This window comes from Pseudomonas sp. Irchel s3b2, assembly GCF_900187445.1.
Lineage (GTDB): Bacteria > Pseudomonadota > Gammaproteobacteria > Pseudomonadales > Pseudomonadaceae > Aquipseudomonas.
The window spans coordinates 41,412-67,759 of record NZ_FYEB01000009.1; the positions used below are offsets into that span (position 1 = coordinate 41,412).

At 60.6% G+C, this 26,348-nt stretch carries 18 protein-coding genes; 11 read left to right on the forward strand and 7 right to left on the reverse strand.

The features are described from left to right. Positions 1–100: 100 nt before the first annotated feature. Positions 101–799, reverse strand: coding sequence for an orotidine-5'-phosphate decarboxylase (gene pyrF, locus CKW20_RS18830; RefSeq protein WP_176466926.1), 699 nt, complete (start codon positions 797–799; stop codon positions 101–103). A gap of 292 nt (positions 800–1,091) precedes the next feature. Between pyrF and CKW20_RS18835 the strand changes: the two genes are divergently transcribed. The 3 genes from CKW20_RS18835 to xopAW all read left to right on the forward strand — a co-directional run bounded on the left by CKW20_RS18835 (position 1,092) and on the right by xopAW (position 3,879). After that, a complete protein-coding gene (locus CKW20_RS18835) occupies positions 1,092–1,850 on the forward strand; it encodes a response regulator (protein ID WP_095054275.1) in 759 nt (252 codons plus the stop codon). Beyond that, a complete protein-coding gene (locus CKW20_RS18840; RefSeq protein ID WP_095054276.1) occupies positions 1,850–2,902 on the forward strand; it encodes a HAMP domain-containing sensor histidine kinase in 1,053 nt (350 codons plus the stop codon). The genes CKW20_RS18835 and CKW20_RS18840 overlap by 1 nt, the downstream gene beginning before the upstream one ends. Positions 2,903–3,051: 149 nt before the next feature. Beyond that, positions 3,052–3,879 (forward strand): XopAW family type III secretion system calcium-binding effector, encoded by an 828-nt coding sequence (xopAW, locus tag CKW20_RS18845; protein WP_095054277.1) that lies wholly within the window; start codon positions 3,052–3,054, stop codon positions 3,877–3,879. Positions 3,880–4,082: 203 nt separating this feature from the next. Here the strand turns inward: xopAW and CKW20_RS18850 are convergent, their stop codons facing one another. Beyond that, positions 4,083–11,201 carry a retention module-containing protein gene (locus CKW20_RS18850; RefSeq protein WP_095054278.1) on the reverse strand — a complete coding sequence of 2,373 codons (7,119 nt, stop codon included), beginning with the start codon at positions 11,199–11,201 and terminating at the stop codon, positions 4,083–4,085. Between the two features lie 592 nt (positions 11,202–11,793). Between CKW20_RS18850 and CKW20_RS18855 the strand changes: the two genes are divergently transcribed. From CKW20_RS18855 to CKW20_RS18865, 3 genes are all read left to right on the forward strand, one after another. Beyond that, positions 11,794–13,152, forward strand: a complete 1,359-nt coding sequence (locus CKW20_RS18855) for a TolC family outer membrane protein (protein WP_095054279.1) — start codon at positions 11,794–11,796, stop codon at positions 13,150–13,152. A gap of 142 nt (positions 13,153–13,294) precedes the next feature. Then, a complete protein-coding gene (locus tag CKW20_RS18860; protein ID WP_095054280.1) occupies positions 13,295–15,454 on the forward strand; it encodes a type I secretion system permease/ATPase in 2,160 nt (719 codons plus the stop codon). A gap of 9 nt (positions 15,455–15,463) precedes the next feature. Beyond that, positions 15,464–16,831, forward strand: coding sequence for an HlyD family type I secretion periplasmic adaptor subunit (locus CKW20_RS18865; protein WP_095054281.1), 1,368 nt, complete (start codon positions 15,464–15,466; stop codon positions 16,829–16,831). A 126-nt stretch (positions 16,832–16,957) separates the two neighbouring features. On the opposite strand, the gene CKW20_RS18870 is transcribed toward CKW20_RS18865, so the two are convergent. Both CKW20_RS18870 and CKW20_RS18875 read right to left on the reverse strand, forming a co-directional pair. Continuing rightward, on the reverse strand, positions 16,958–17,551 hold the full coding sequence (locus CKW20_RS18870) for a tRNA-uridine aminocarboxypropyltransferase (protein WP_095054282.1): 594 nt from the start codon (positions 17,549–17,551) through the stop codon (positions 16,958–16,960). Positions 17,552–17,555: 4 nt separating this feature from the next. Further along, a complete protein-coding gene (locus CKW20_RS18875; protein ID WP_095054283.1) occupies positions 17,556–18,449 on the reverse strand; it encodes a LysR family transcriptional regulator in 894 nt (297 codons plus the stop codon). Positions 18,450–18,759: 310 nt separating this feature from the next. On the opposite strand from CKW20_RS18875, the gene speB reads away from it, so the two are divergent. From speB to CKW20_RS18900, 5 genes are all read left to right on the forward strand, one after another. Beyond that, on the forward strand, positions 18,760–19,710 hold the full coding sequence (gene speB / locus CKW20_RS18880; RefSeq protein ID WP_030131905.1) for an agmatinase: 951 nt from the start codon (positions 18,760–18,762) through the stop codon (positions 19,708–19,710). Between the two features lie 9 nt (positions 19,711–19,719). Further along, the gene (locus CKW20_RS18885; RefSeq protein ID WP_095054284.1) at positions 19,720–20,142 is read left to right on the forward strand and encodes a nuclear transport factor 2 family protein; all 423 of its coding nucleotides are present in this window, start codon (positions 19,720–19,722) and stop codon (positions 20,140–20,142) included. 54 nt (positions 20,143–20,196) lie between these two features. Continuing rightward, positions 20,197–21,708, forward strand: coding sequence for a cytosine permease (locus CKW20_RS18890; protein ID WP_095054285.1), 1,512 nt, complete (start codon positions 20,197–20,199; stop codon positions 21,706–21,708). 188 nt (positions 21,709–21,896) lie between these two features. Further along, on the forward strand, positions 21,897–23,276 hold the full coding sequence (locus CKW20_RS18895; RefSeq protein WP_095054286.1) for a sodium:solute symporter: 1,380 nt from the start codon (positions 21,897–21,899) through the stop codon (positions 23,274–23,276). Positions 23,277–23,456: 180 nt separating this feature from the next. Further along, the gene (locus CKW20_RS18900) at positions 23,457–23,708 is read left to right on the forward strand and encodes a phosphopantetheine-containing protein (RefSeq protein WP_095054287.1); all 252 of its coding nucleotides are present in this window, start codon (positions 23,457–23,459) and stop codon (positions 23,706–23,708) included. A 185-nt stretch (positions 23,709–23,893) separates the two neighbouring features. Here the strand turns inward: CKW20_RS18900 and CKW20_RS29940 are convergent, their stop codons facing one another. The 3 genes from CKW20_RS29940 to CKW20_RS18915 all read right to left on the reverse strand — a co-directional run bounded on the left by CKW20_RS29940 (position 23,894) and on the right by CKW20_RS18915 (position 26,256). After that, on the reverse strand, positions 23,894–24,025 hold the full coding sequence (locus tag CKW20_RS29940; protein ID WP_256585077.1) for a PA1414 family protein: 132 nt from the start codon (positions 24,023–24,025) through the stop codon (positions 23,894–23,896). A 250-nt stretch (positions 24,026–24,275) separates the two neighbouring features. Further along, the gene (locus CKW20_RS18910; RefSeq protein WP_095054288.1) at positions 24,276–25,208 is read right to left on the reverse strand and encodes a DMT family transporter; all 933 of its coding nucleotides are present in this window, start codon (positions 25,206–25,208) and stop codon (positions 24,276–24,278) included. Between the two features lie 211 nt (positions 25,209–25,419). Then, a complete protein-coding gene (locus tag CKW20_RS18915) occupies positions 25,420–26,256 on the reverse strand; it encodes a S1 RNA-binding domain-containing protein (RefSeq protein ID WP_095054289.1) in 837 nt (278 codons plus the stop codon). Positions 26,257–26,348 lie beyond the last annotated feature (92 nt).

The window sequence follows — 26,348 nt, forward strand, 5'->3', positions numbered from 1 at the left end:
AGCTTCGCGGGCAAGCCTCGCTCCTACAGGTCATATGTCGGTCATGACACATAACTTGTAGGAGCGAGGCTTGCCCGCGAATGGTTTTAGCAGGCGCCGCTCAAGCGATTTCTGCGACGACCGCTGCCAACGCCTTCGCCGGATCCGCCGCCTGGCTGATCGGACGGCCGATCACCAGATAGTCGGAACCGGCGTCCAGCGCCTGACGCGGGGTCAGGATGCGGCGTTGATCGTCCTGGGCGCTGCCCGCCGGACGAATCCCCGGGGTCACCAGTTGCAGCGACGGGTGAGCGGCTTTCAAGGCCTGGGCTTCCAGGGCCGAGCAGACCAGACCGTCCATCCCGGCTTTTTCCGCCAGCGCGGCCAGGCGCAGCACCTGCTCCTGTGGCTCGATGTCCAGACCGATACCCGCCAGATCCTCACGCTCCATACTGGTCAGCACGGTCACGCCGATCAACAACGGTTTCGGGCCGCTGCGCTGATCGAGCACTTCACGGCAGGCGGCCATCATGCGCAGACCGCCGGAGCAGTGCACGTTGACCATCCACACACCCATTTCCGCAGCGGCCTTGACGGCCATGGCGGTGGTGTTCGGGATGTCGTGGAACTTGAGGTCCAGGAACACTTCGAAACCCTTGTCGCGCAGGGTGCCGACGATTTCCGAAGCGCAACTGGTGAACAGTTCTTTACCGACTTTGACCCGGCACAGCTTCGGGTCCAGTTGATCGGCCAGCTTCAGTGCGGCGTCACGGGAGGGGAAATCCAGGGCGACGATGATAGGCGTCTGGCAAGCGGACATGAGTGGGCTCTCAGGCAAGTCGAAATCGGCGCGCATTGTAGCGGAACCAGCGCCGCTGCGGGACCCGATGATCGGTAATTCGTCGTCGCGGCTCAGACAAGACTAGCTGCTGCGGAAATTGTGTCGAGTTCGGTACACACATGACACGCCCACAACACCCTTCAACGCTACTCTCGGCAGCCGCAACAGGTCCTACAGCACTTCCCGCCTCACGGCCGGACGCCTATGCTGAAGCCACAACCTCGCAGCCTATCTTTGTGGTTGGCAGCCTATCTGGCAGATGAACACACGCATGCACAACTCCCCAGCACCTCTGAACGACGATCAAAAAGCGCCGGCCGACGATAAACGCTGGAGCATTCGCGCCCTGATCGTAGACGATGACATCCCGATCCGTGAACTGATGATCGACTACCTGGCCCGGTTCAGTATCCACGCCAGCGGCGTCACCGATGGCGCCGCCATGCGTCAGGCCCTGCAAGCCGAGCATTTCGACGTGGTGGTGCTCGACCTGATGCTGCCGGGCGAAGACGGTTTGTCGCTGTGCCGCTGGTTGCGCGCCGAATCGGACATTCCGATCCTGATGCTCACCGCCCGCTGCGAACCCACCGACCGGATCATCGGCCTGGAATTGGGCGCCGACGACTACATGGCCAAGCCATTCGAGCCGCGGGAACTGGTCGCGCGAATTCAGACCATTCTGCGTCGGGTGCGCGACGACCGCACCGAACAGCGTGCGAATATTCGCTTCGATACCTGGCGACTGAACAGCGTGCTGCGTCAGTTGATCGCCGCCGATGGGCTGGTAGTGCCGCTGTCCAACGCCGAATTCCGTTTGCTCTGGGTGTTCATCGAACGTCCGCGCCGGGTACTCAGCCGCGAACAACTGCTGGACGCCGCCCGTGGTCGCTCGATCGAAGCCTTTGATCGCAGCATCGATTTGCTGGTGTCGCGCCTGCGCCAGAAACTCGGCGATGACCCGAAAGCCCCACAGCTGATCAAGACCGTTCGCGGCGAGGGTTATCTGTTCGACGCACGAGACATTGGCTGATGCGTGCGCGCTTCGATACGCTGTTCGGCCGCCTGTTTGGCGTGCTGCTGCTGGCGATCGTACTGGCGCACTTGTTGGCGTTCTTCTGGTTCAAACATTACGGTCCACCGCCTCCCCCTCCTCCGCCGTCGGAATTTTCCGAGCGCTTCGACGGACAACGCCCACCAATGGACCCGCGATTCGACAACCGGCCACCGCGACCGTGGTTCGGCGGGCCACTGGTGCCACTGACCTTTCAGTTTGTCTCGCTGATCATCGCCGCCTGGTACGGCGCCAAGCTGCTAACCCGCCCGATCCAACGCCTGAGCGACGCCGCCGAGCGCCTGAGTGAAAATCTCGACAGTCCACCGCTGGATGAGTCGGGGCCACGGGAAGCGCGGCAAGCGGCGCACACCTTCAATCTGATGCAGCAACGCATTCTTCAACAAGTGCAGCAACGCTCGCGGATGCTTGGCGCGGTGTCCCATGACCTGCGAACACCGCTGTCGCGGCTCAAGCTGCGACTGGAGCAGGTCGATGACGACAAGCTGCAAGGCCAGATGCGGCAGGACCTGGACGACATGATCAGCATGCTCGATTCCACTCTCACCTACCTGCACGAACAGCGCACCAGCGAGGTGCCGCAATGGATGGACGTGCAGGCACTGGTGGAATCCCTGAGCGAAAACGCCCAGGACCAGGGCGCCAACGTCAAGACCAACGGCCACTGCGCCCCGTTGCAGGTTCAGCCGATGGCCTTGCGCTCGTGCATCAACAATCTGCTGGACAACGCCCTGCGTTATGCCGGGGACGCGCTGATCACGCTTGAGGACAGCCGAGAGGAACTGGTGATCCGGGTCATCGACCATGGCCCGGGTATCGCGGCGGATAAACGTGAAGCGGTGTTCGAACCGTTCTTTCGTCTGGAAGGTTCGCGTAATCGCAATTCTGGTGGCGTCGGTTTGGGCATGACCATCGCCCGCGAGGCAGCGGAGCGTTTGGGTGGGCAGTTGAGCCTGGAAGAGACCTCCGGTGGTGGTCTAACCGCCATCATCCGCCTGCCGCGCTTCTGAGTCACACACCCCTCGCCACAGGATCGCAGGCTGGCCTGATATCTGTGTGTGTGTACCGGACGGTACAAACCCCACATACCCACGACAATTTGCCCCTTGAGGCTGCATAAACCGGTGCACCCACCGGTTTCCCATTAGGAGTGAGCCCAATGATCGGTAGTGTCAGCAACTACACGAGCTATACCAGCACCAGCAGCACCTCCACCAACAGCGCCCGCAGCCAGCAATTCCAGAAAGACTTGCTCGCCAAACTCGACAGCAACAGCGACGGCGCGGTGGATCAGGACGAGCTCACGAGCGCCCTGTCGCAGAAAACCGATGACGGTTTGCTGGTCAGCCTGAGCAAAAACTTCAGCGACCTGGACAGCGACGAAAGTGGCAGCCTGAGCAGCGAAGAAATGGCCGCGATGGCCCCTCCTCCGCCGCCACCACGTGATCAGGCACCGAGCACCGAACTGGCCGATGCGCTGATCAGCGCCCTGGACACTGACAGCGACGGCGCCATCAGCAGCGATGAACTGAGCAACGGCCTGACCAGCGCCGGCAGCACGGCCGACAGCGCAGAAATCTTCTCGGCCCTGGACAAGAATGAAGACGGCACCATCAGCCAGGACGAACTCGTCGCCAGCCTGACCCCACCGCCACCTCAGCAGGTGTCCAGCGAAGAGCTGTTCAGCCAGCTCGATACCGACAGCGACGGCAGTGTCACAACCACCGAACTGAGCAGCGCCCTGGCCAGCGACAGCACCTCGTCGACCAGCACCGACAACAGCGCCGCGTTGCTCAAGATTCTGGATAGCGACAGCAGCGATGAACTGAAAGCCACCCTGCAAGCCGGCCGCGAGCAGAACACTGACAGCTCCACCGAGCAGTTCAACGTGACCGAAGCCCAGAGCAAAATGATCGCCAATCTGAGCAAGCAGTACTCGCTCGACAACGTGGCGACCGTGGGCAAATACCTGAACGAGGCGACCTGAGTCGAAAGCTTCGCGGGCAAGTCGGTGCGCCGGGTTCCTTGATGCCTGGTCTGCTAACCCGCGTACAGCCGCCACTCTATTCGATCCGCCGTCCTGACCATTGACCCGAGGCCACAGGGCTTGATCGTTCCCACGCTCTGCGTGGGAACGATCAAAAACCCGCCATCCCCTTTCACCGGGATGGCGGGTTTTGTCGTTTCAACTCACACGGTATCCACCTTCAACGAATGGTCATTAAGCATGCCGTTGATGATCGTCGCCGTGTCCGCCCCACCGGCAATCACCCCACCCGCCCCCGGCGTGACGCCATAGTGGCTGGCCAGGTTCACACCGGCCAAGTCGATGGTCTGGTTCGGCGTGGCGCCGGCCATGGCGCTGACGTCGATGCTGGTGAGCACCGACGCGCCGCTGCCGGTGACGGTGAAGTGCAGGTAGTCATCCAGCGACGCCGCGGTGCCGTTTTCCCCTTGCAGCAGTTGTGACAGATCGAGCTTGTCGGTGCCTGGGGTGAAGTCGGTGATGATGTCGTGGCCGCTGTTGCCCTTGAGCCACTGGAAGGTGTCGGCGCCGCTGCCGCCGGTGAGGGTGTTGTTGCCCAGGCCGCCGATGAGGAAGTCGTCGCCGCCCCCGCCGTTGAGCACATCGTTACCCAAACCACCGTTGATGATGTTGCTGTTGTTGTCGCCCGTGAGGCTGTCGTTGAAGTTTGAACCGGTGAGGTTTTCGATGCCGGTCAGGGTGTCGGTGCCTGCGCCAAGCGTGTTTTGCGCGGTGAGCAGGCTCAGGTCGACGGCGACGCCGGCGGTGGCATGAGCGTAACTCGCGGTGTCGTTGCCGCTACCGCCGTCGAGCAGGTCGTTGCCCGCTCCGCTGAACAGCAAGTCATTGCCGGCGCCGCCATGCAGCTCGTTGTTGCCTGACCCGGCGGTAAGCAGGTCATTGCCGTCGCCGGCATTGAGGACATTGTTGCCAGCGCCCGCCACCAGTACATCGTCGCCCGAAGTGCCGGTCAGCGTATGGCCGTCCTGATAGCTGATGGTCACATTGGCCGCGTCGCTGCCGCCGTGGTTGTCGTTGGCGATGTAGGTGCCGTGGAAATCCGGAGTGCTGTCCTGAGCGTCGGCGTAGTTGACGGTCATGGTCAGCTGGTAGTTTTCCGCCCCCTTCCCGCTGTTGCCCGGACCACCGTCGTCGATGTTGGTGATATGGATCCGGTACGTGCCGTCCGCCGTGGCGGTGATGGTCTGGCCGTCGGCGATGGCAGTGAAAGCCCCGCCGTTGACCGAGTACTCCAGGGTGATGCGGCCGGCCGCCAGGTTGTGGTCCAGGTTGAGGGTTTCCCCCTGTTTGAGGTTGACGGTGATGAGATCCTCGTCATTGGTGTTGTTGTTACTGACCGAGCCCAGCGCCCCGCTGACCACCAGCACCGCCGTCATGGCCACGGTGTTGGCGACGAATGCGCTACGGGCGATGGTGACACCCTGGACGTTATTGCCAGTGAAGCTGAAGCTCGAGTTGGTGCCGATGAAGTCTGCGCCCTTGCCCCCCCATCCGGTGTTGAAGGTGGTCGGCGATGCCGTGAGCGCATCGCCATTGACGTCGGTGTCATTGGCCAGCAGCAATTCGCCCGGCAGCACAATGCTGCCCGACAGCACGTTGGTGATGACATGGTCATCGACCGCCACCGGTGGCGTGTTCGGAATCACGTTGATCACCAGCGTGGAGCTGGCCAGATCGCCGTCGTTGTCGCTGGCGGTGAAGCCGATGTTTTCGCTGATCACCGCGGCCGTGGTTGTCTGCGAGGTGTAGGTGTACTCGCCGGTGTCGAGGTTCACCAGCAGCGTGCCGCTGTTGTCGGTGGCGATGCTCAAGGTGTTGTTGGCGGTGTTGAACGTGCCGTGGTTGGCGCCGCCGCTGAAGTTCAGCGAGCCCTGATTGCTGTTGGCTTTTGGATCATAGGTATAGGTGGTGCCATCGACGGTGATGGTTTTGATGAAGCCGCCATCGGCGCCGAACGTACCGCCCTCGCCCTCGCCGTCGCCCAGCAGCGAGCCGGTGACCGGCGCGCCTTGCACGGTGCCCGAGAGTACCGAGTTGAGTTGATTGAGGTCGGTCACCGCCACGGCATTGGTGTCGGTGTGCGTACTGCCGTCATAGGCCACTGGATCGAGGCTGTCGTTACTGACACCGCTACCCAGGCCGATGGCGTAGTTCTTGATGCCATTGGCGTCGAGGAAGGCTTTGAGGGCGATCTCGTCCGCGGTGCCGATGTCGCCTTCGTTGGGCTTGCCATCGGAGAAGAAGTAGCCGACGTTCTGCGCCCCGATGAGTTTGCCCGTGGTGTTGAATGCGCTTTGCATGGTCGCCACGGCCGCGTCGTAGTTGGTCCCGCCGCCCGCCGTCAACGTCGCGATAATCAACTTGGCCGTCGCCACATCGACCCAGATCGACGTCTGGTCCGTAGCGCTGCTGCTGAAGGTGACGATCTGCACCTTCACGTCGCCCAGGTCGTCGTACTTGTCGAGCAGCGCACTGATCGCCTGCTTGGCCAGGTCCAGCCGCGACAGCCCCGACACGCCGGAGGGGTCGTCCATGCTCCCGGACACGTCGATCACCAGCAGCAGGTTGGAGTCGATCTGCACCGCGGGCACCGAACGGTCCGAGGCGACGGCGTCAGGCGGCACGTCATCGACGATGTTGACTACAAGGGTGCCGGTGGTGCTGTTGCCCACGGCATCGGTGGCGGTGTAGGTGAAGCTTTCATTCAGGGTGTTCGCGCCGTCATTGGCGTCGGGCGAAGTTTTCGGCGCCGAGGTCAGGGTGTAGGTGTAGCTGCCATCGGGGTTGAGCAGGATTTGCCCGTAGGTTCCGGTGGCACTGCCGACCAGGGTGTAAGTGATCGCGCCGCTGGCGCCGGTGACCGCACCGACTAGCGTACCGGAGCCGGTTTCACCGGTGTTGCCAGGCTCGCTGCCGATGACCGTGCCCGCGGCCAGATCCTGCCCATCCTGGGTCAAGTCCAGGGCTTTTTCGTAAACGGTCACGTCGGTATCAGTGACCACTACAAGACAGTTGTTGGACACGCCGATGGTCAAGGTTGTGGTGCTTTCATCACCGTCGGCATCGCGCACGGTGTAGGTGAACACATCCGTGGCGCCCGGCTCGTCGACCGAGTTCGGGTTGCTGTGGTACACGGCGATGCCATTGGCATCCAGAGTCAGATAGCCGTAGGTGCCATTGATTTGACTGTTCAAACCGCCGATGGCAGAGGTCGAAGTGTCGCTGCCGGCGCGCACGCCAACCACTGCACCACTCGCGGCTGCGCCATCAGCACCGAGCACATCGTTGTGCAGCACATTCCCGCTGACCGTCCCGCCCTCCACCACCGAGACTGAATCGCAGTGAGCCGTCGACACGTCATCGACGATGTTGATCACGATGGTACTGGTGACGCTATTGCCCAGGGAGTCGGTGGCCTGATAGGTGAAACTTTCGCTCAGGGTATTCGGCCCGTCGTTGGCGTTGGGTATGGTCGTAGGTGCGGAGGTCAGGGTGTAGGTGTAGCCGCCGTCCGGGTTGAGCAGGATTTGTCCGTAGGTTCCGGTGGCGCTGCCGACCAAGGTGTAAGTGATTGCGCCAGTAGCGCCAGTGATGGAGCCGACCAGCGTGCCGGAGGCGGTTTCACCGGTATTGCCCGGCTCGCTGCCGGTGACGGTGCCTGCTGCCAAGTCTTGGCCGTCCTTGGTCAAATCCAGAGCTTTTTCCTGAACCGTCACGTCGTTATCGGGGACCACTACAAGGGAGCAGTTGGACACGTCGACGGTAATGGTCGTGGTGCTTTCATCGCCATCGGCATCGCGCACGGTGTAGGTAAACACATCCGTGGCGCCCGGCTCGTCGACCGCGTTCGGGTTGCTGTGGTACACGGCGTTGCCATTGGCATCCAGGGTCAGGTAGCCGTAGGTGCCGTTGATTTGCGTATTCAGGCCGCCGATGGCTGAAGTCGAAGTGTCGCTACCGGCGCGCACGCCGACCACTGCACCACCCGACGCAGGGCCATCAGCACCGAACACATCATTGCCCAGCACATTCCCGCTGACCGTACCGCCCTCTACCACCGAGACCGCATCGGCGTGAGCGGTGGGTACGTCATCAACAATGCTGATCACGATGGTATTGGTGACGCTGTTTCCGAGAGGATCGGTGGCTTGGTAGGTGAAGCTTTCGCTCAGGGTATTCGGCCCGTCGTTGGCGTTGGGTGTGGTCGTTGGTGCGGAGGTCAGGGTGTAGGTGTAGCTGCCGTCGGAGTTGAGCAGGATTTGCCCATAAGTCCCGGTGGCGCTGCCGATCAGGGTGTAGGTGATTGCGCCAGTGGCGCCGGTGACGGAGCCGACCAACGTGCCGGAAGCAGTTTCGCCGGTGCTGCCTGGCTCACTGCCGGTGGTCGTGCCCGCCGCCAGGTCCTGCCCATCCTGGGTCAAATCCAGGGCGTTTTCGTTAACCGTCACGTCGCTATCGCTGGCCGCCACGAGGGTGCAATCGGCCACGTTAATGGTGATGGTCGTGGTGCTTTCATCGCCGTCGGCATCGCGCACGGTGTAGGTGAACACATCCGTGGCGCCCGGCGCGCTGACCGAGTTCGGATTACTGTGGTAAATGGCGTTGCCGCTGGCATCCAGAGTCAAGTAGCCATAGGTGCCGTTGATTTGAGTGTTCAAGCCACCGATGGCCGAGGTCGTGGTGTCGCTGCCGGCGCGCACGCCGACCACTGCACCACTGAGTGCCGGGCCATCGGCGCCACCGATGTCGTTGTCCAGCACGTTGCCCGAGGCCGTTTCGCCCTCGCCCACCATGGCGAGATCAGGGTTGGCGGTGGGCAAGTCATCGACGATGTTGACGTTGATCTGACCCAATGCCGTGCTGCCATCGACGTCGGTGGCAATGACGTTGAGGTTCTCGGTGATGCTGTTGGTGCCGTTGGCGTTCGGGTGGGTTTCGTTATCCACCAGTGTGTAGCTGTAGCTGACCACGCCGGTCGCAATGTCGAAGCCGGTGATGGTCAGCGTACTGCCGAGCGGCGTGACGATCGATTGCGGGAAACCTGCGGCCACACCGCCAGTGACCACCGCGATGCCGCCCACGGTCAGGGTTTGCAAACCGTCGAGGGCGGTGACGGTAAAGGTGCCGCTCTGGGTCAAGGCCGGTGTGTTGGGGCTGGTGCCGTCGCTGAGGTTTTTCTCGTAGACGGTGAGTTCGCCGCCGTTGACGTTCAGGCCATCGAGGGTCACCGGGTCATCGTTGTCATGGATGTTCAGCACCAGCGTCGCAGTGCTGGTATCGCCATCGGAATCGGTGAGGGTGTAGACGAAATTCTCGGTAGCATTGCCACCACCGTTCAAGGCTTTGAAGTCCGCATCGCTGGTGTTCAGGGTGTAGATGTACGTGCCGTTGGGGTTGAGTACCAGAGTGCCGTAAGTCCCGTTGAACGTGCCACCGATGATCGGCCCGCTGTCGGGGCCGATGGCAATGCGGTCGGCGCCCTGGATATCGTTGGGCAGCACGCTGCCGGTTAACGTCAACAGGGTTTCCGAGGCGGTGTTGGCATTACTGTCGTCCACGGCTTGTGGCACGTCATCGACGATGTTCACATCGAGAATGCCGTGGGCGATGGTGCCGTTGTCGTCCACCATCATTACTGCAAATTGCCCGGCCAGGCTGTTGCCGCCGTTGGCCCCCAGGTGCGCGTCGTTAGCGTTGAGGGTGTAGCTATAAGTGACCACGCCAGTCGTACGGTCAAACCCGGTGATGGTCAGCGTATTGCCCAGCGGCGTGACGAACGATTGCGGGAAGCCTGCGGCCAGACCGCCGAGCACCACGTTGATTGCACCTATGCTGAGGTTTTGCACTCCGTCTGGAGCAGTGATGGTGAAAGTGCCGCTGCGGGTCAGCGCCGGTGCATCGGGGTCACTGCCGTCGGCGAGGTTTTTCTCGTAAACAGTCAACTCGCCGCCTTCGATATTCAGCCCACCGAAGGTCACCGGATCATCGTTGTTGTGAATCTCCAGCACCAGGTTCGCGGTGCTGGTATCGCCGTCGGCATCCGTCAGGGTGTAGGTGAAGGTTTCCGTAGCGCTGCCGTCGCCGCGCAAGGCTTTGAAATCGGCGTCGCTGGTATTCAGGGTGTAGGTGTAGGTGCCGTTGGCATTGAGTACCAGTGTGCCGTAAGTCCCGTTGAACGTGCCGCCGATGATCGGCCCGCTGTCGGGGCCGGTGGCAATGCGGTCGGCACCCTGGATGTCGTTGGGCAGCACGCTGCCCGTCAGGGTCAGCAGGGTTTCCGAGGCGGTATTGACGTTGGTGTCGTCGATGGCTTTGGGCACATCGTCGGTGATGTTGACGTCCAGCGAACCGGTGGCGGTATCACCGTTACTGTCACTCGCGACCACGGTGAACTGTTCACTGAGGGTGTTGGCGCCGTCGCCCGCCGAGTGGGTTTCGTTGCCGACCAGGGTGTAGCTGTAACTCACCACGCCAGTGGCCGGGTTGTAGCCGGTGATCGTCAGGGTGTTGCCCAGTTGCGTGGTGATCGATTGCGCAAAACCGGCAGGCACACCGCCACTGATCACGTTGATTCCGCCGATGTTCAGGCTGGTCAGGCCGTCAGCCGCAATCACGGTGAAGGTGCCGTGTTGAATCAGCGCTGCGGGGTTGCTGACCGAACCGTCCGCCAGGTTGGCTTCATTGAGGGTCAGTTCGCCTCCTGCCGCCGACAGGCCAATGAGGGTGACGGGGTTATTCGGTGCATCGCCGTTGTCGCCGTTGTCCGGGTCCCGGCGCTCCAGAGGGAATTCGGGAATACCGTTGAAGCCCGCCGTGGGGAAACCAATCGTGGGATCCACCCGGCCCGCCACTTCCTCCAGCAGTACAAAACTGTGACCACCGCCCAGTGCGCCAGCCGTTGCGCCTGGCCCGGCGGCGGTGGCCTCACCGGTCTGGGTCGGGTCGGCGCCGGCGGCAATGGCTTTTTGCAGTTGCTCGACATCGGTCAATTGCGCCTGGCTCGGCGTCATCGCCTCAGAGGTCTCCACGTGCGGGACCTGATGCGCCAGTATTTGGGACGTCATCTGCAGGCTGCTGTCACGACCCAAGGTCAGCTCCTGGCCATTTTGCAGTTGCACCGCCACCGCGCCTTCGGCCCCGGTGACCAGCTGCTCGCCGGCAAACAGCCGATCGCCCTCGACCAGGGTGCGTCGGGTGCCATCACCCGCCACTGCATACACCTGACCGATGACCTTACTGACGATACCGATGAGCGTTGCCATGTGCATTTCCTCCGCTGCCAACTGCTGTCGGCATCCTGTTTGCGCGAAGAACGTGCCCATGGTTCAAGCAGGTTGGCTTGGCGAATCGTTTGCCGAGAAAGCGTTTACCTGACGTAAACCACTGCCTCCCGACACTTTCGCCAGGCGTGTCGCTCGCGAGGGGAATTTCTGGATCGGGATAAAACCCTCTGCAATCAACGGCATCGGGGTCCACTTCCAAAATAACCGGCCTGCGAACAATGCGTAACGGTTCTGAATCACCCGAGTGACAAAAAAACGTCACTGGAAAACCGTCTCGCTTCCCTCCCCTCCAGCACTTCTTCGCCCTGTGTCGACAAGTGAATGGAACTTTCCTCAAGCCCGTCGATGTTCCTGAGAACTCATAAAAACAAGGCTTTCGGATTGAACAATGTGCTGGATTTTTCAGCGCGCATAAGTTTTTTTCGACATAAGTTTTATGAGAAATCCTTCTTAGCTTCCCGTCAGGATGTTCTTAGCTTCTGTTGTAACAAGCGTGAAACGGATTCACTTAAAAATAACGTCAAATATTTGGCGACCGCTAAGCACCATCAGGAATCAGGGAGAGGCATCCATGCGCGTTTTAACCCCCCTCTGCAGCGCGATTTTGCTGGCCATGGCCTGCACTTCTCAAGCTCAGGCGATGTCATTGACCGAGGCGATCCAGAGCACCATTGCGACCCACCCGGAATTGGCGTCGCGGGTCGACGCCCGACTCTCGGCCGACGAGCAGATTAAAGTCGCCAAAGGGGGTTTCTATCCATCGGTGGATTTGAACGCCGGCTACGGACGCGGCTACAGCGATAACACCACCACTCGGGCGCAGGGCAATCACCACACCGAAATCCTCAATTACACCCAATCGGAACTGCGCCTGCGGCAGATGCTGTTCGACGGTTTCAACACCTCCAACGAAGTCGCGCGCACCAAAGGCGTGGCCAACTCGCGAGCCTATTACGCTCAGGGCACCGCCCAGGATCTGGCCCTGCGCACCGTCGAGGTGTACCTCGAAGTACTCAAGCGCCGCGAACTGGTGACCCTGGCCAAGAACAACCTGCAAGCGCACATGCGGGTCAACGATCAGATCGGCCTGCGCACCCAGCGTGGGGTCGGCAGTAACGCTGACTCCGACCAGTCCACCGCTCGCCGGGCGCTGGCGCAAAACAACCTCGACACCGCCGAAGTCGATCTGGCCGATGCCGAGACGAATTTCTACAGCGTCGTGGGGCGCATGCCCGATGAACTCGAAGCGCCGCCATCGACCCGTGGCGAATTGCCCGCCACCCTGCCGGAAGCCCAGCAGAGCATGGTGGAAAACAATCCGTACCTGAAATCCGCCCAGGCCGATGTGCAATCGGCCGAGAGCCAGTATGAAGTCGCCAAGTCGCCGTTCTACCCTCGCTTCGACGCTGAAGCGGCGGTGGGCGCGAATAACAATATTCAGGGCGACGAAGGTCACGACAACCAATGGCGAGTAGGTGTGCTGATGAACTACAACCTGTTCCGCGGCGGTAGCGATAAGGCCCGGCTGGCCTCCGATGCGCACCAGATCAACCAGGCGCTGGACATCCGCAACAACGCCCTGCGCCAGCTCAACGAGAACATTCACCTGGCCTGGAACGCCATGCTCAACGCCAAGAAACAAACCCCGACCGCCCGTGAATACGCCGAAACCACCACCCGCGTACGGGCCGCGTATCAGGATCAGTTCGGTCTCGGTCAACGGACCCTGCTCGACTTGCTCGACAGTGAAAACGAGCTCTACAACGCCAACCGCCGCTACACCGAAGTGCGCTACACCGAGGAATTCTCGATGTACCGCGTGCTGGCGAACATGGGCCAGTTGCTGAGCAAACAACGGGTGGTGCTGCCCGCCGATGCGATCGCCTCCACCGAAGTGAAAAACGAAGCTCGTTTGCCTGAACTGAAATGAAGTAGCTCGACGTGACCAATTGTGGCGAGGGAGCTTGCTCCCACTGGGTTGCGCAGCAACCCCGAACACCGATTGAGGATGAAGACAGTGTGAGTGCTGCGCACTCAAGCGGGAGCAAGCTCCTTCGCCACAGGCAATCAATATGACCAGCATGGAAACCGGCAACACGAGTGTCGATCCGCGTTTGAGCTTCGACGACCCGCTTCTGGACGGTCTGTTGATCCTCTGCAAACTTCATGGCGCGACGGTCAGTCGCGCCAGCCTGAGTGCCGGGCTGCCAATGGCACACCAACGCTTGAGCCTGGACCTGCTGCCGCGCGCAGCGGCTCGGGCCAGTTTGCAGGCGCGTGTGTTGCGCCGTGAGCTGGGAGAAATTTCCGCGCTCAACCTGCCTGTGATGCTGATCCTCAACCATGGCCGCTGCGCGGTCTTGCGTCGCTTCGGCGATGACGGTCAGGCACTGATTCTGCCGAGCGAAGCCGACGGCGGAGAACAATGGGTCAGTACGGACGAGCTGGTCGCCAACTACAGCGGCCAGGCTTTGTTCGCCCGGCCGCGACATGAACTCGAAGACTTGCGCGCGCCGCTGGTGCCGCGAGTCGAGGCATGGTTTCGCGACACGCTGAAGTTGTCGAAATGGCTGTACAGCGACGCGATTCTGGCGAGTTTTCTGATCAACCTGCTGGGGCTGATGGTGCCGCTGTTCGTGATGCAGACCTACGACCGGGTGGTACCGAACCAGGCCACTTCAACGTTGTGGGTGCTGTCGATCGGCTTGCTGATTGGCACCGGTTTCGAACTGGTGCTGCGGGTGGTTCGCGCGCACCTGCTGGACACCGCCGGGAAGAAAACCGATGTGATTCTTTCGGCGACCTTGTTCGAACGCATCACCGGCATGGCGATGAAAGCGCGGCCAGCGACCATCGGCGGTTTCGCCCAGAGCATTCATGATTTTCAGGGCCTGCGGGAATTTCTCACTGCCGTCACGCTGACCAGCCTGATCGACCTGCCCTTCGCGGTATTGATGCTGGTGGTGATCGGCCTGCTCGGCGGCTGGCTGGTGGTGATTCCGCTGCTGGCCTTCCCCCTCACGATCATCTTTGCCATGGTGATCCAGGCACGTCTGCGCGACACCGTGCAGAAAAGTCTGAGCCTCGGCGCCGAACGTCAGGCCTTGCTGATCGAAACTCTCGGCGGCCTGGAAACCCTCAAGGCCTGCAGCGCCGAAAGCGAACGCCAGCACAAATGGGAAAGCACCCACGGCGCCCTCACCCGCCTCGACAGCCATGCGCGCAACCTCTCGGCGCTGGCCACCAACGGCACGCTGTTCATCCAGCAATTCTCCGGCATGGCGACCATCGTCGCCGGGGTCTACAGCATCATCGCCGGCAACCTCAGCGTCGGCGCGCTGGTGGCGACCTACATGCTCGGCAGTCGTGTGCTCGCGCCGCTGGGGCAGATCGCCGGGCTGATCACCCGTTATCAGCAAGCGCAACTGACCATGAAAAGCACCGACGCGCTGATGTCGTTGCCGCAAGAACGTGACGCCAAACAGCGGCCGTTGGAGCGCACACAATTGCAAGGCGCACTGGATGTCAGCGGCGTGACGTTCCACTACAACGGCCAGAATGCTCCCGCCTTGGCCAACGTCAGCTTCAGCCTGAAACCCGGCGAACGGATCGGCATCATCGGCCGCAGTGGTTCAGGCAAAAGTACGTTGGCGCGCCTGGTGATGGGTTTTTATGCCCCCGAGGAAGGTCAGCTGCTGCTCGATGGCCTGGACCTGCGACAACTGGATGTCGCCGACCTGCGCCAGCAAATCGGTTACGTCGCCCACGACCTGCCGTTGCTGGCCGGCAGCCTGCGCGACAACCTGACCCTCGGCGCGCGTTACATCAGCGACGCGCGGATGCTTGAAGTCGCCGAACTGACCGGTGTCACCGAACTGGCTCGCCAACATCCCCAGGGTTTCGACCGGCCGGTGGGCGAACGCGGTCAGTTGCTGTCGGGCGGTCAACGGCAAGCGGTGTTGCTGGCGCGGGCCTTGTTGCTCGACCCGCCGATCATGCTGCTCGACGAACCCACCAGCGCCATGGACAACAGCAGCGAAGACGTCCTGCGGCAAAAACTCCACGGTTGGATTCAGGGCAAAACCCTGCTGTTGGTCACTCACCGCACCTCGATGCTCAGCCTGGTAGACCGGCTGGTGGTACTGGACAACGGGCGGATCGTCGCCGACGGCCCGAAAGAAGCGGTCATCGATGCATTGCGCAAGGGCCGTGTCGGCTCTGCGACGGTCTAGGAGTTGCCCATGGCTGATTCATCGTCCGCATCATCAAAAGACAGAGGCTACTTCGGCAGTTTCAGCAAAAGCGCCGAAAGCGAATTCATGCCGGAAACCGCCGGCGCCTCGTTGCAGGATTCGCCGCGCTGGTCACGGATCACCGTGTGGCTGGCGGCAGCGCTGCTGATCACCGCGCTGCTCTGGGCCAAATTCGCCGTGTTGCAGGAAGTCACCACGGGCGAAGGCAAGGCGATTCCGTCGAGCAAGGTGCAGGTGATCCAGAATCTGGAGGGCGGTATCGTCACCGAGATCTTCGTCCGCGAAGGGCAAATGGTGAACAAGGGCGACACCTTGCTGCGCCTGGATGACACGCGATTTCTGTCGAACAAAGGTGAAAGCGAAGCGGACCGCTATGCACTGACCGCGCAGGTCGAACGGCTATCGGCCGAAGCGGAAGGTCGGCCGTTCAAGCTGTCTGCGGAAGTGATCGCCAAGGCGCCGCAAGTAGCCGAGGACGAACGCTCGCTGTATGAACAACGTCAGCGCCGGCTGGCCAGTGAACAGCGTACGCTGACCGAACAACTTCGACAGAAAACCCAGGAGCTGGCGGAATTCCGTTCCAAACAGGGGCAGTTCAGTTCCAGCCTGGCCCTGCTGCAACAAGAGATGAACATGTCTGCGCCGCTGGTGGGCACCGGGGCGGTTTCGCCGGTGGAAATCCTGCGGCTCAAACGCAGCGCGGTGGAAATCCGTGGCTCGCTGAACGCCACGACCCTGGCGATTCCCCGGGCGGAATCGGCGATCAATGAGATCAAAAGCAAGATTGATGAGTCCGAACAATCCTTCCGTTCGGACGCGGCAAAAGAGCTGAATGAGAAACGCACCGACCTGTCGAAAATAACCGCGACGAGCATCGCCATCGATGACCGCGTGACGCGCACCACCGTGGTGTCGCCGGTTCACGGCATCATCAAAGTGCTGAAGGTCAACACCATCGGCGGCGTGGTCCAGCCGGGCAACGACATGGTGGAAATCGTGCCGCTGGAAGACAACCTGCTGATCGAAGCCAAGGTCCGCCCTCAAGACGTAGCGTTCCTGCACCCGGGCCAGAAAGCCATGGTCAAGTTCAGCGCTTATGACTACACGATTTACGGGGGGCTGAGTGCCAAGCTGGAGCTGATCGGGGCGGACACCATCACCGATGACAAGGGCAACAGTTTTTATCTGATTCAGGTAAGGACCGATAAAAATCACTTGGGCGGGGATGTGAAACCGCTGCTGATCATTCCGGGGATGGTGGCGACGGTGGACATTATTACCGGGGAGAAAACGGTGCTGGATTATTTGCTTAAACCGGTGTTGAAAGCCCGGACCGAGGCGATGCGGGAGCGGTAGTCATTCTCCGAAGGAGTGATCGTTCCCACGCTCCGCGTGGGAATGCCGCCCGGGACGCTCCGCGTCCCTTCCCGGATGTGACGCAGAGCGTCACTGGATTCATTCCCACGCAGAGCATGGGAACGATCATCGCCCGTGATTCTTCTGATAGGTCTCCTCCCCCATCGCCGCAATCTGCCCCTCGATCAACGCCTCGAATGGCTTCAACAACGGCTCAAAACTGGCGGGTGACTCAAGCGTCTGCAACGCCTGCACAATCGCCTCCACCGTCGACAACGCCCCCGGCCCCGGAGCCTTGCGCAAGCGATATCGGGACACCCCGCCCTCGGCCAATGTCACTCTGGGCAACGCCGCCAGCAACGGATTGAGGTGCAACATTTTACGCGCCTTGCGCCAGGTGCCGTCCGGAACCACCAGCAGCAGCGGCTCATCATTCGCGGTGTAGGCCTGCATCGGCTGCGCCTCCTCACCGGGAAACAGCAACCGTGCCTGATAGCCCGGCTGATTCAACAGCGTCGGCAAATCCTCGAACACCTCGCCCACAATCAACTCGGCATTCTTCAACCCCAACGCCGCCAACCGCGCGGTGTTCAGCGCGTGGTTCACTTCGCTTGGATGCTGAAGCAGCAACACTCGAGTGCGGCTGTCGAGGCTCGGAATCAGCGGGCACAGACAATGGGTTTGCGGTCGCAGACAGCGTGGGCATTGGATTCTGGACATTTTCTTAAGCCTGATTGAGCTGCGCTTTGAGCAGGTCGCGGAAAGTCTGGATCAGCGGTTCGCGGCTGCGGCCACGGCGCACGATCATCGAGAACGGTGCCTGATAACCGAACGTCGCTGGCAGCAGCACGCGCAAATCACCTTTGTCGGCCCAGGCCTGGGCGTAGTGTTCCGGCAGGTAACCGATGTAGGCACCGGACAGCACCAGAATCAGCTGAGCTTCCATACTTTCCACCGTCGCCGCGCTGTGTTTGAAACCGTGGCGGGCCAGTTCGGCCTGGCTCCAATAGCCGCGACCGACCATGCGCTGTTGGGTGATGACTTGCTCGGGAATACGCCGCTCGCTAAACAGCGGGTGGCGGCTGCTGCAATACAGCCAGTGCTGCTCGCGGTAGAGCGGCATGTAGACCAGACCGCTCATGCGCGTGGAAAAGGCACCGATGGCCAGGTCGAGGCGGTTGTCCTGCACGCCGAGTTGCAGTTCGTAGGGGCTCATGACCGACAGATGCAAATGCACCGCCGGGTGTTCCTGACTGTAGGCACCGATGGCTTCGGCGAACGGCAAGGCTTTGTCGCTGACGGTGGAGTCGATCACGCCCAGGTTCAAGGTGCCGCGCAACTCGCCTTTGAGGGCGGCGGCGTATTGTTCGAAACCTTCGAGTTCGCCCAATAGACGCAAGGTTTCCTGATGGAACAGCTCGCCCTTGCTGGTCAGGCTGAAACCACCGCGACCGCGATGGCAAAGCACCAGGCCCAGAGCCGCTTCGAGCTGGCTCATGTAAGTGCTGATGGCCGAGGTCGAGAGGTTGAGCTCTTGCTGGGCGTTGGCGAACCCTTGATGGCGGACCACGCTGACGAAAATGCGCAATAGTTTCAGGTCGGGTAAAGCGTTGGCCATGGGGGACTCCAAGCACCTAGATCGTTCCCACGCTCTGCGTGGGAATGCAGCCCGTGACGCTCTGCGTCACATGCAGGAAACAGCTGGACGCGGAGCGTCCGTGGATGCATTCCCACGCAGAGCGTGGGAACGATCACGCGAAAGAGTCTATCGCTGCCCTCGCCATTAGTTTAGAAAAATCTGAACTAAGTATTTGCCCGTAGCGATTCTTCCCGGCCACTACATTTCGCAGAATCGGCCCACAGCGGTGCCCGTCTCTCCCCGAGCGTGCAACCGACATAAATAAAACAACGACGATGAGGCCTTACCCGTGGACAAGATTCTTCACCAACCACTGGGCGGCAACGAAATGCCGCGCTTCGGCGGCATCGCCACCATGCTGCGACTCCCCCATTTGCCATCCGCTGCCGGCCTGGATGCTGCCTTTATCGGCATCCCGCTGGACATCGGCACGTCCCTGCGCCCCGGCACCCGTTTCGGACCACGTGAAATCCGCGCTGAATCAGTGATGATCCGCCCGTACAACATGGCCACCGGCGCCGCGCCGTTCGATTCGCTGTCGGTTGCCGACATCGGTGACGTGGCGATCAACACGTTCAACCTGCTGGACGCCGTGCGGATCATCGAAGAGGCCTACGACAATATCCTCGAACATGATGTGATCCCCCTGACCCTCGGCGGCGATCACACCATCACCCTGCCGATCCTGCGTGCCATCCATAAAAAACACGGCAAGGTCGGCCTGGTGCACATCGATGCTCATGCCGATGTGAACGATCACATGTTCGGCGAGAAAATCGCCCACGGCACCACCTTCCGTCGCGCTGTAGAAGAAGGCCTTCTGGATTGCGACCGCGTGGTGCAAATTGGCCTGCGCGCTCAGGGTTACACCGCCGATGACTTCAACTGGAGCCGCAATCAAGGCTTCCGTGTGGTTCAAGCTGAAGAATGCTGGCACAAATCCCTGGCACCGCTGATGGCCGAAGTTCGCGAGAAAGTCGGCGGCGGTCCGGTGTACCTGAGTTTCGATATCGACGGTATCGACCCGGCTTGGGCACCCGGCACGGGCACCCCGGAAATCGGCGGTCTGACGACCATTCAGGCGATCGAAATCGTGCGCGGCTGCCAAGGCCTCGATCTGGTCGGCTGCGATCTGGTAGAAGTCTCGCCAGCGTACGACACCACCGGTAATACCTCGCTGTTGGGCGCCAACCTGCTGTACGAAATGCTCTGCGTACTGCCAGGCGTGGTCCATCGCTGAGGATCGGTCATGAACGAACGTGATCAGGTACTCAACGCCGCCGCGGAGCTGGTATCGGCCTTTGCCCGTAACGATCGCGAAGCCTACTTCGGTGCATTCAGCGTTGATGCCAGCTTCGTGTTCTACACCCTCGAGCAGCCCCTGCTGTCGCGCGATGCCTATCAGGCGTTGTGGGACACCTGGCGCGCCGAGGACGGCTTCGAGGTGCTGTCGTGTACCTCGAGCAACGCCTTCGTCAGCCTGCAGGGTGACGTGGCGATTTTCATCCATGACGTGGCCACCGAGCTGCGCATGCAAGGGGAGCAACACTTCAGCCAGGAGCGCGAGACGATTGTTTTCAAGAAACAGACGTCTGGCCAAGAACAACAAGGCCTATGGCTGGCCTGCCACGAACATTTGTCCGCAATGCCGGAAGGGCTGCCACCCTCTTAGCCAAACAGGTGACGCTCACGCACGATGAGCGCGCCTTTATGATCGGAGCAGATCATGAATAACAACAACAAAGAAAAAAGCCTTAGCAGCATCGAAACGAACGGGGTCGAACAGATCCCGGACAATGAACGCGACGCCCGGCCCAGCGACCTGTTTCGCCTGATCTTCGGCGGTGCCAATACTTTTGCCACCGCCGTGCTTGGCAGCTTCCCGGTACTGTTCGGCCTGTCCTTTCAGGCAGGCGTCTGGGCAATTGTGCTGGGCGTTGTACTCGGTGCGCTGATCCTGGCACCGATGGGCCTGTTCGGGCCGATCAACGGCACCAACAATGCCGTGTCATCCGGTGCGCACTTCGGCGTGCATGGACGAATCGTCGGCTCATTCCTGTCACTGTTGACCGCTATCGCATTCTTCTCGCTCTCCGTCTGGAGTTCGGGCGATGCGCTGGTGGGTGGCGCCAAACGCCTGATCAATCTACCGGAAACCGATCTCACCCTGGGCCTGGCCTACGGTCTGTTCGCGCTGCTGGTATTGACGGTGTGCATCTACGGCTTCCGCTTCATGCTGTGGGTCAACCGCATTGCGGTGTGGGCCGCCAGCCTGTTGTTTCTGCTCGGTATCTTCGCCTTCGCCCCGGCATTCGACAGTCAATACGCCGGCAGCGTGGCCCTGGGTCAGGCGGGGTTCTGGGCGGCGTTCATCGGCGCCGCGCTGGTGGCCATGAGCAACCCGATTTCCTTCGGCGCGTTCCTCGGCGACTGGTCGCGCTACATCCCGCGTGATACGCCCAAAGGCCGGATCATGCTGTCGGTGATCGCCGCACAACTGGCCACGCTGATTCCGTTCCTGTTCGGCCTCGCCACCGCCACCATCGTGGCGATCAAGGCACCCGATTACATCGCGGCGAACAACTACGTCGGCGGTCTGTTGGCGGTGTCGCCGAGCTGGTTCTTCCTGCCGGTGTGCCTGATTGCGGTGATCGGCGGCATGTCCACCGGCACCACCTCGCTGTATGGCACCGGGCTGGACATGTCCAGCGTGTTCCCACGGGTGCTGTCGCGGGTCAAGGCAACATTGCTGATCGGCGTGATGTCGATTGCCTTCATCTTCATCGGGCGCTTTGCGGCGAATCTGGTGCAGAGCGTGTCGACCTTCGCCGTGCTGATCATCACCTGCACCACCCCTTGGATGGTGATCATGATCATCGGCCTGCTGGTGCGTCGTGGCTTCTACTGCCCGGATGACCTGCAAGTGTTCACCCGTGGCGAGACAGGTGGCCGCTACTGGTTCACCCACGGCTGGAACTGGCGTGGCCTGGGTGCCTGGATCCCAAGCGCGCTGGTGGGTTTGTGCTTCGTGAACCTGCCGGGGCAGTTTGTCGGGCCACTCGGGGATCTGGCGGGAGGGATCGACATCAGCCTGCCGGTGACCCTCGGCCTGGCCTCGCTGGTGTACCTGACGCTGCTGAGCCTGTTCCCGGAACCGGCTACGGTGTTCGGCCCCAGTGATCCACGCAGCAAGGGCACGGATTCGCTCGGTAAACCGGCGATGCGACAAACGGCCTGATTCAACGCATTACCTGTGGTCAACGCATTACCCGTAGGAGCGAGGCTTGCCCGCGAAGAACGATGACGCGGTCTGCCTGCGGACCGCGGTGCTCCCTTCGCGGGCAAGCCTCGCTCCTACGGGGGTCGATTTTCCACAAAGATTGATTTTCGCCTCACCATAAAAAAGACAATCGGAGACACGCCATCATGGCTTTGGATTTATTCGTCGTTCTCATTTACGCCGCCGCGATGCTGGTGCTCGGCTACTACGGCATGCGCAAGGCCAAGACCCACGAAGACTATTTGGTCGCCGGTCGCAACCTCGGTCCGGGTCTCTACATGGGCACCATGGCCGCTACCGTTCTGGGTGGCGCGTCCACCGTTGGCACCGTGCGCCTGGGCTATGTTCATGGCATTTCCGGCTTCTGGCTATGTGCCGCACTGGGCTGCGGGATCGTGGCGCTGAACCTGTTCCTCGCCAAGCCGCTGCTGAAGCTGAAGGTATTCACCGTTACCCAAGTGCTGGAAAAGCGCTATAACCCAATGGCTCGTACGGCGAGCGCGACCATCATGCTCGCCTATGCACTGATGATCGGCGTGACCTCGATCCTGGCGATCGGCACCGTGCTGCAAGTGCTGTTCGGCCTGCCGTTCTGGCTCTCGGTGCTGCTTGGTGGCGGTATAGTGGTGATTTACTCGACCATCGGTGGCATGTGGTCCCTGACCCTGACCGACATCGTCCAGTTCGGTATCCAGACCGTCGGCCTGATGTTCCTGTTGCTGCCGATCTGCCTGTACCGGGTCGGTGGCTGGGATCAACTGGTTGCCCAATTGCCGGCCGCCAGCTTCAACTTCACCAGCATCGGCTGGGACACGATCATCACCTACTTCCTGATCTACTTCTTTGGCATCCTGATCGGTCAAGACATCTGGCAACGGGTATTCACCGCACGAAGCGAGAAAGTCGCCAAATACGCCGGTACGTCTGCCGGGATCTACTGCATTGTCTATGGTCTGGTTTGTGCGCTGATCGGCATGGCCGCTCATGTGCTGATTCCGGATCTGGACAACGTCAACAATGCCTTTGCCGCCATCGTCAAAGTGTCCCTGCCGGACGGTATCCGTGGCCTGGTGATCGCAGCTGCACTGGCGGCCATGATGTCCACCGCCAGCGCCGGCCTGCTCGCCGCATCCACCACCCTGACCGAAGACCTATTGCCGAAACTGCGTGGCGGCAAACAATCGAACGTGAGCGTTAACCGCCTTTTTACCCTGCTGACTGGCATCGCGGTATTGGGCATCGCACTGGTGGTCAATGATGTGATCAGCGCACTGACCCTGGCTTACAACCTGTTGGTGGGCGGCATGCTGATCCCGCTGATGGGGGCCATCTACTGGAAACGCGCCACGACGGCCGGTGCGATCACCAGCATGGCACTGGGCTTCGTCACCGCGCTGGTGTTCATGTTCAAGGACGGTATGGACGCCAACACCCCGATCTACTACAGCCTCGGCGTGGGCCTGGTGAGTTTCGTGGTGGTCAGCTTGCTGTCCCGTCGCCCGGCAGTGGTGGCGAGCGCTGTCTAAGCTGATGTTGTAGCAACAGTTTCTTCGACGGGCGTGGCGTCGGTTGCCACACCCGTTTTTTTTCGTCTGAAGGAAACTGCTATTTACGCACGATGATTGACGAGTGGCAGCGCCGACACGCCTGAAGCCTGCTGTACTCAGCACCAGGGACAACAACAATAACGCCCTCGAAGAACAACCATGACAAGAGCCGACGTTCATACAGCCGTGCATCGCTTCATCCGCCGCCTGCTGGAAAATCAGGATGACTTTGATGACAACACTTGCCTGGCGCAGTTGGGATTGGATAAAGAGGATATTGAAGAGCTGCTCTTCCATCTGGAAGATCAGCTGGGATTGACGGCATTTACCGCCGAAGAAGACCGGATGCTCAAGACCGCGACGACCGTCGACGACTTGAGCCGGTTTTTGATTGAGATTGGGCGGTATTGAGACCGATCGTCAAATACACCCGATGCGACGAATAAACCTCTGTGGCAAGGGAGCTTGCTCCCGCTCGATTGCGCAGCAATCGCAAGCTGGATCCGCGTTCAACCTGCCCTCCCTGATGACGATGAATGGGGCCGCTGCGCGCCCCAGTGGGAGCAAGCTCCCTCGCCACAGGTGATGTGCCAGGCTTACCTGCGGCGCTGCTGTTGGCGGCGACGTTGTTCGTCGTCAGTGCGAACAGGCACGGGTTGCAGAGGCGGTTCGATCAAACCGAGTGCGACACCCAGGTCATGCAGCCAGTTTTGGATTTTCTCTTTCATGATGCCCCCCTTCAGGGTATGCCGAGCGGCCGAAGTTCTGTAGCCCCTTCGCACTGATAATAGTCCGAAGTCCTACGCAATGCTCGCCCAAGATCGCAATGATCTGTTACTGAATTGATCAGATCCCTGACCGTTGGTTTGTTTTGCCGTGGGTTGGCTCAGCGGGCCATTGCTCGCGGCGCTGAGCAGTCACTTCAACGGTGAATTGCAACTCGCGCTGTGATCGTCGGTAACGATTTGCTGCATCCGATCAGGGTTGTCCAAGTGCTTTGCGCAAACGGCGGCGGACCCACTGTTCTGCGCTCACAAAAGTGATCCCGAGCAAAACCAGCACCGCGCCGATCACGAAGTTGAGGCTCAGTTCTTCGCCCAGCAGCACCACGCCGAACGTGACGCCAAACAGTGGCGTCATGAACGAAAATACCGCCAGGTTCGCCGCCAGATAACGACGCAGCAGCCAAAACCAGGTCAGGTAACTGAAGAACGACACCACCAATCCCTGGAACAGCACGCTGGCCACGGCAATAGTGGTCAGGCTGACATGGGTGACCTGCCCGCTGAGGATCGCGATCAACAGCAGGCCGACGAAGCCGACGATCAGTTGATAAAACAGCGTCAGGGTCACCGGCGCCTCCGATAGACGCGAGGCACGCACCACCACGGTGGTCGCGCCCCATGACGCGCCGGCCAGCACGCCCAACGCATCGCCCATCAACATGCGGCGATCGAGGTTGTCCCACGACACACCACCGGCAAACGCAATGGCAATGCCGACGAAGGCGAGAACAATCCCCAGCCACTGCACCGGTCTTAAACGCTCACTCGGCAGCAGCCAATGCACGCCCAACGCGGTGAAGATCGGCGCGGTATAGAGGAACACTGACATGTGCGCCGCCGTGGTCAGTTGCAGGCCTTCGGAAATGAAGTAGAACTCCAGGCCAAACAACGCACCCGCCAGCAAGCCGCCGCGCCAGGTAGTGCCGACCTGATCCCAGCCGCCCTTCCAGCAGATCAACAATCCTACGAGTAACGCAGAAATACCCGACCGCCCCGCCGCCTGCATGACCGGCGCGATGTCGGGCGCGGCCCATTTGATCATCACCTGCTGCACGCCCCAGATCAGGCACAGCCCGACCATCACTTGCAGGGCAAACCCATCGGCACTACGCCGGGTGGCGCTCACCGGAACACCTCGACAACACAATCCATGGCAGTGACTCGACAGTAAAAATAAAGCCCCGGCCTCCTCTTGCTGAACAAAGGGTGCCGGGGCAAAAAATGATGCTGCCGATTATTAACCAGATGGACAGAAAAAGGTGTCTGCAAAAGACCTTTAAATCGCCGCTTGCGTCATAGGGCCAATCAAAAGAGTCACTGCAGCGGCCGGCGTCAGGTCAGCTGAGTTCGATACGATCAGCGTGAATGACGATCTGGCCGTTCTTGTACAGCGCGCCGATGGCCTTTTTGAAGTTGCCCTTGCTGACGCCGAACATACTGCTGATCAGCGTCGGGTCGCTCTTGTCGCTGACGGGCAGCGTGCCGTTATTGTCGCGCAACTTGGCGAGAATCTTCGAGTTCAGACTGGTGGCCGCTTCTTCGCCCACCGGTTGCAGGCTCAGGCTGATCTTGCCGTCGGTGCGGACTTCTTTGATAAAGCCCTTCTCTTCTTTACCGGCGCGCATGAACTTAAAGATTTCGTTCTTGTGGATCAGGCCCCAGTGCTTGTTGTTGATGATTGCCTTGAAGCCCATATCGGTCGCTTCGGCCACCAGCAAATCAACTTCCTGGCCTGGACTGTAGTTAGCCGGAGTCTTGTCCAGGTAGCGGTCCAGACGTGCTGTCGCGGTAATGCGTCGAGTATGCTTGTCGAGATAAACATGCACCACGACATACTCACCGGCCGTCATCTGGCGCTTTTCTTCGGAGTACGGCAACAGCAGATCCTTCGGCAACCCCCAATCCAGGAACACGCCGATGCTGTTGACTTCAACGACTTTCAAACTGGCGAATTCACCGACCTGAACTTTCGGTTTTTCGGTCGTGGCGATAAGTTTGTCATCGCTGTCCAGATAAATAAAAACGTTGAGCCAGTCTTCATCTTCGCTGGGAATATCTTTGGGGATATAACGATTAGGCAGAAGGATTTCGCCATCCGCGCCACCGTCCAGATATAAACCGAAGTTAGTGTGTTTAACCACTTGCAAACTGTTGTAACGCCCGACTAAAGCCATGTCCAATACCCTCATTGCGTGGGCGGCATTCTACCCGGTTTTGCGGACGGTGTTCGGCGGCCAGCCCGGTGGCGCAAGAAAATCCGCGCAAG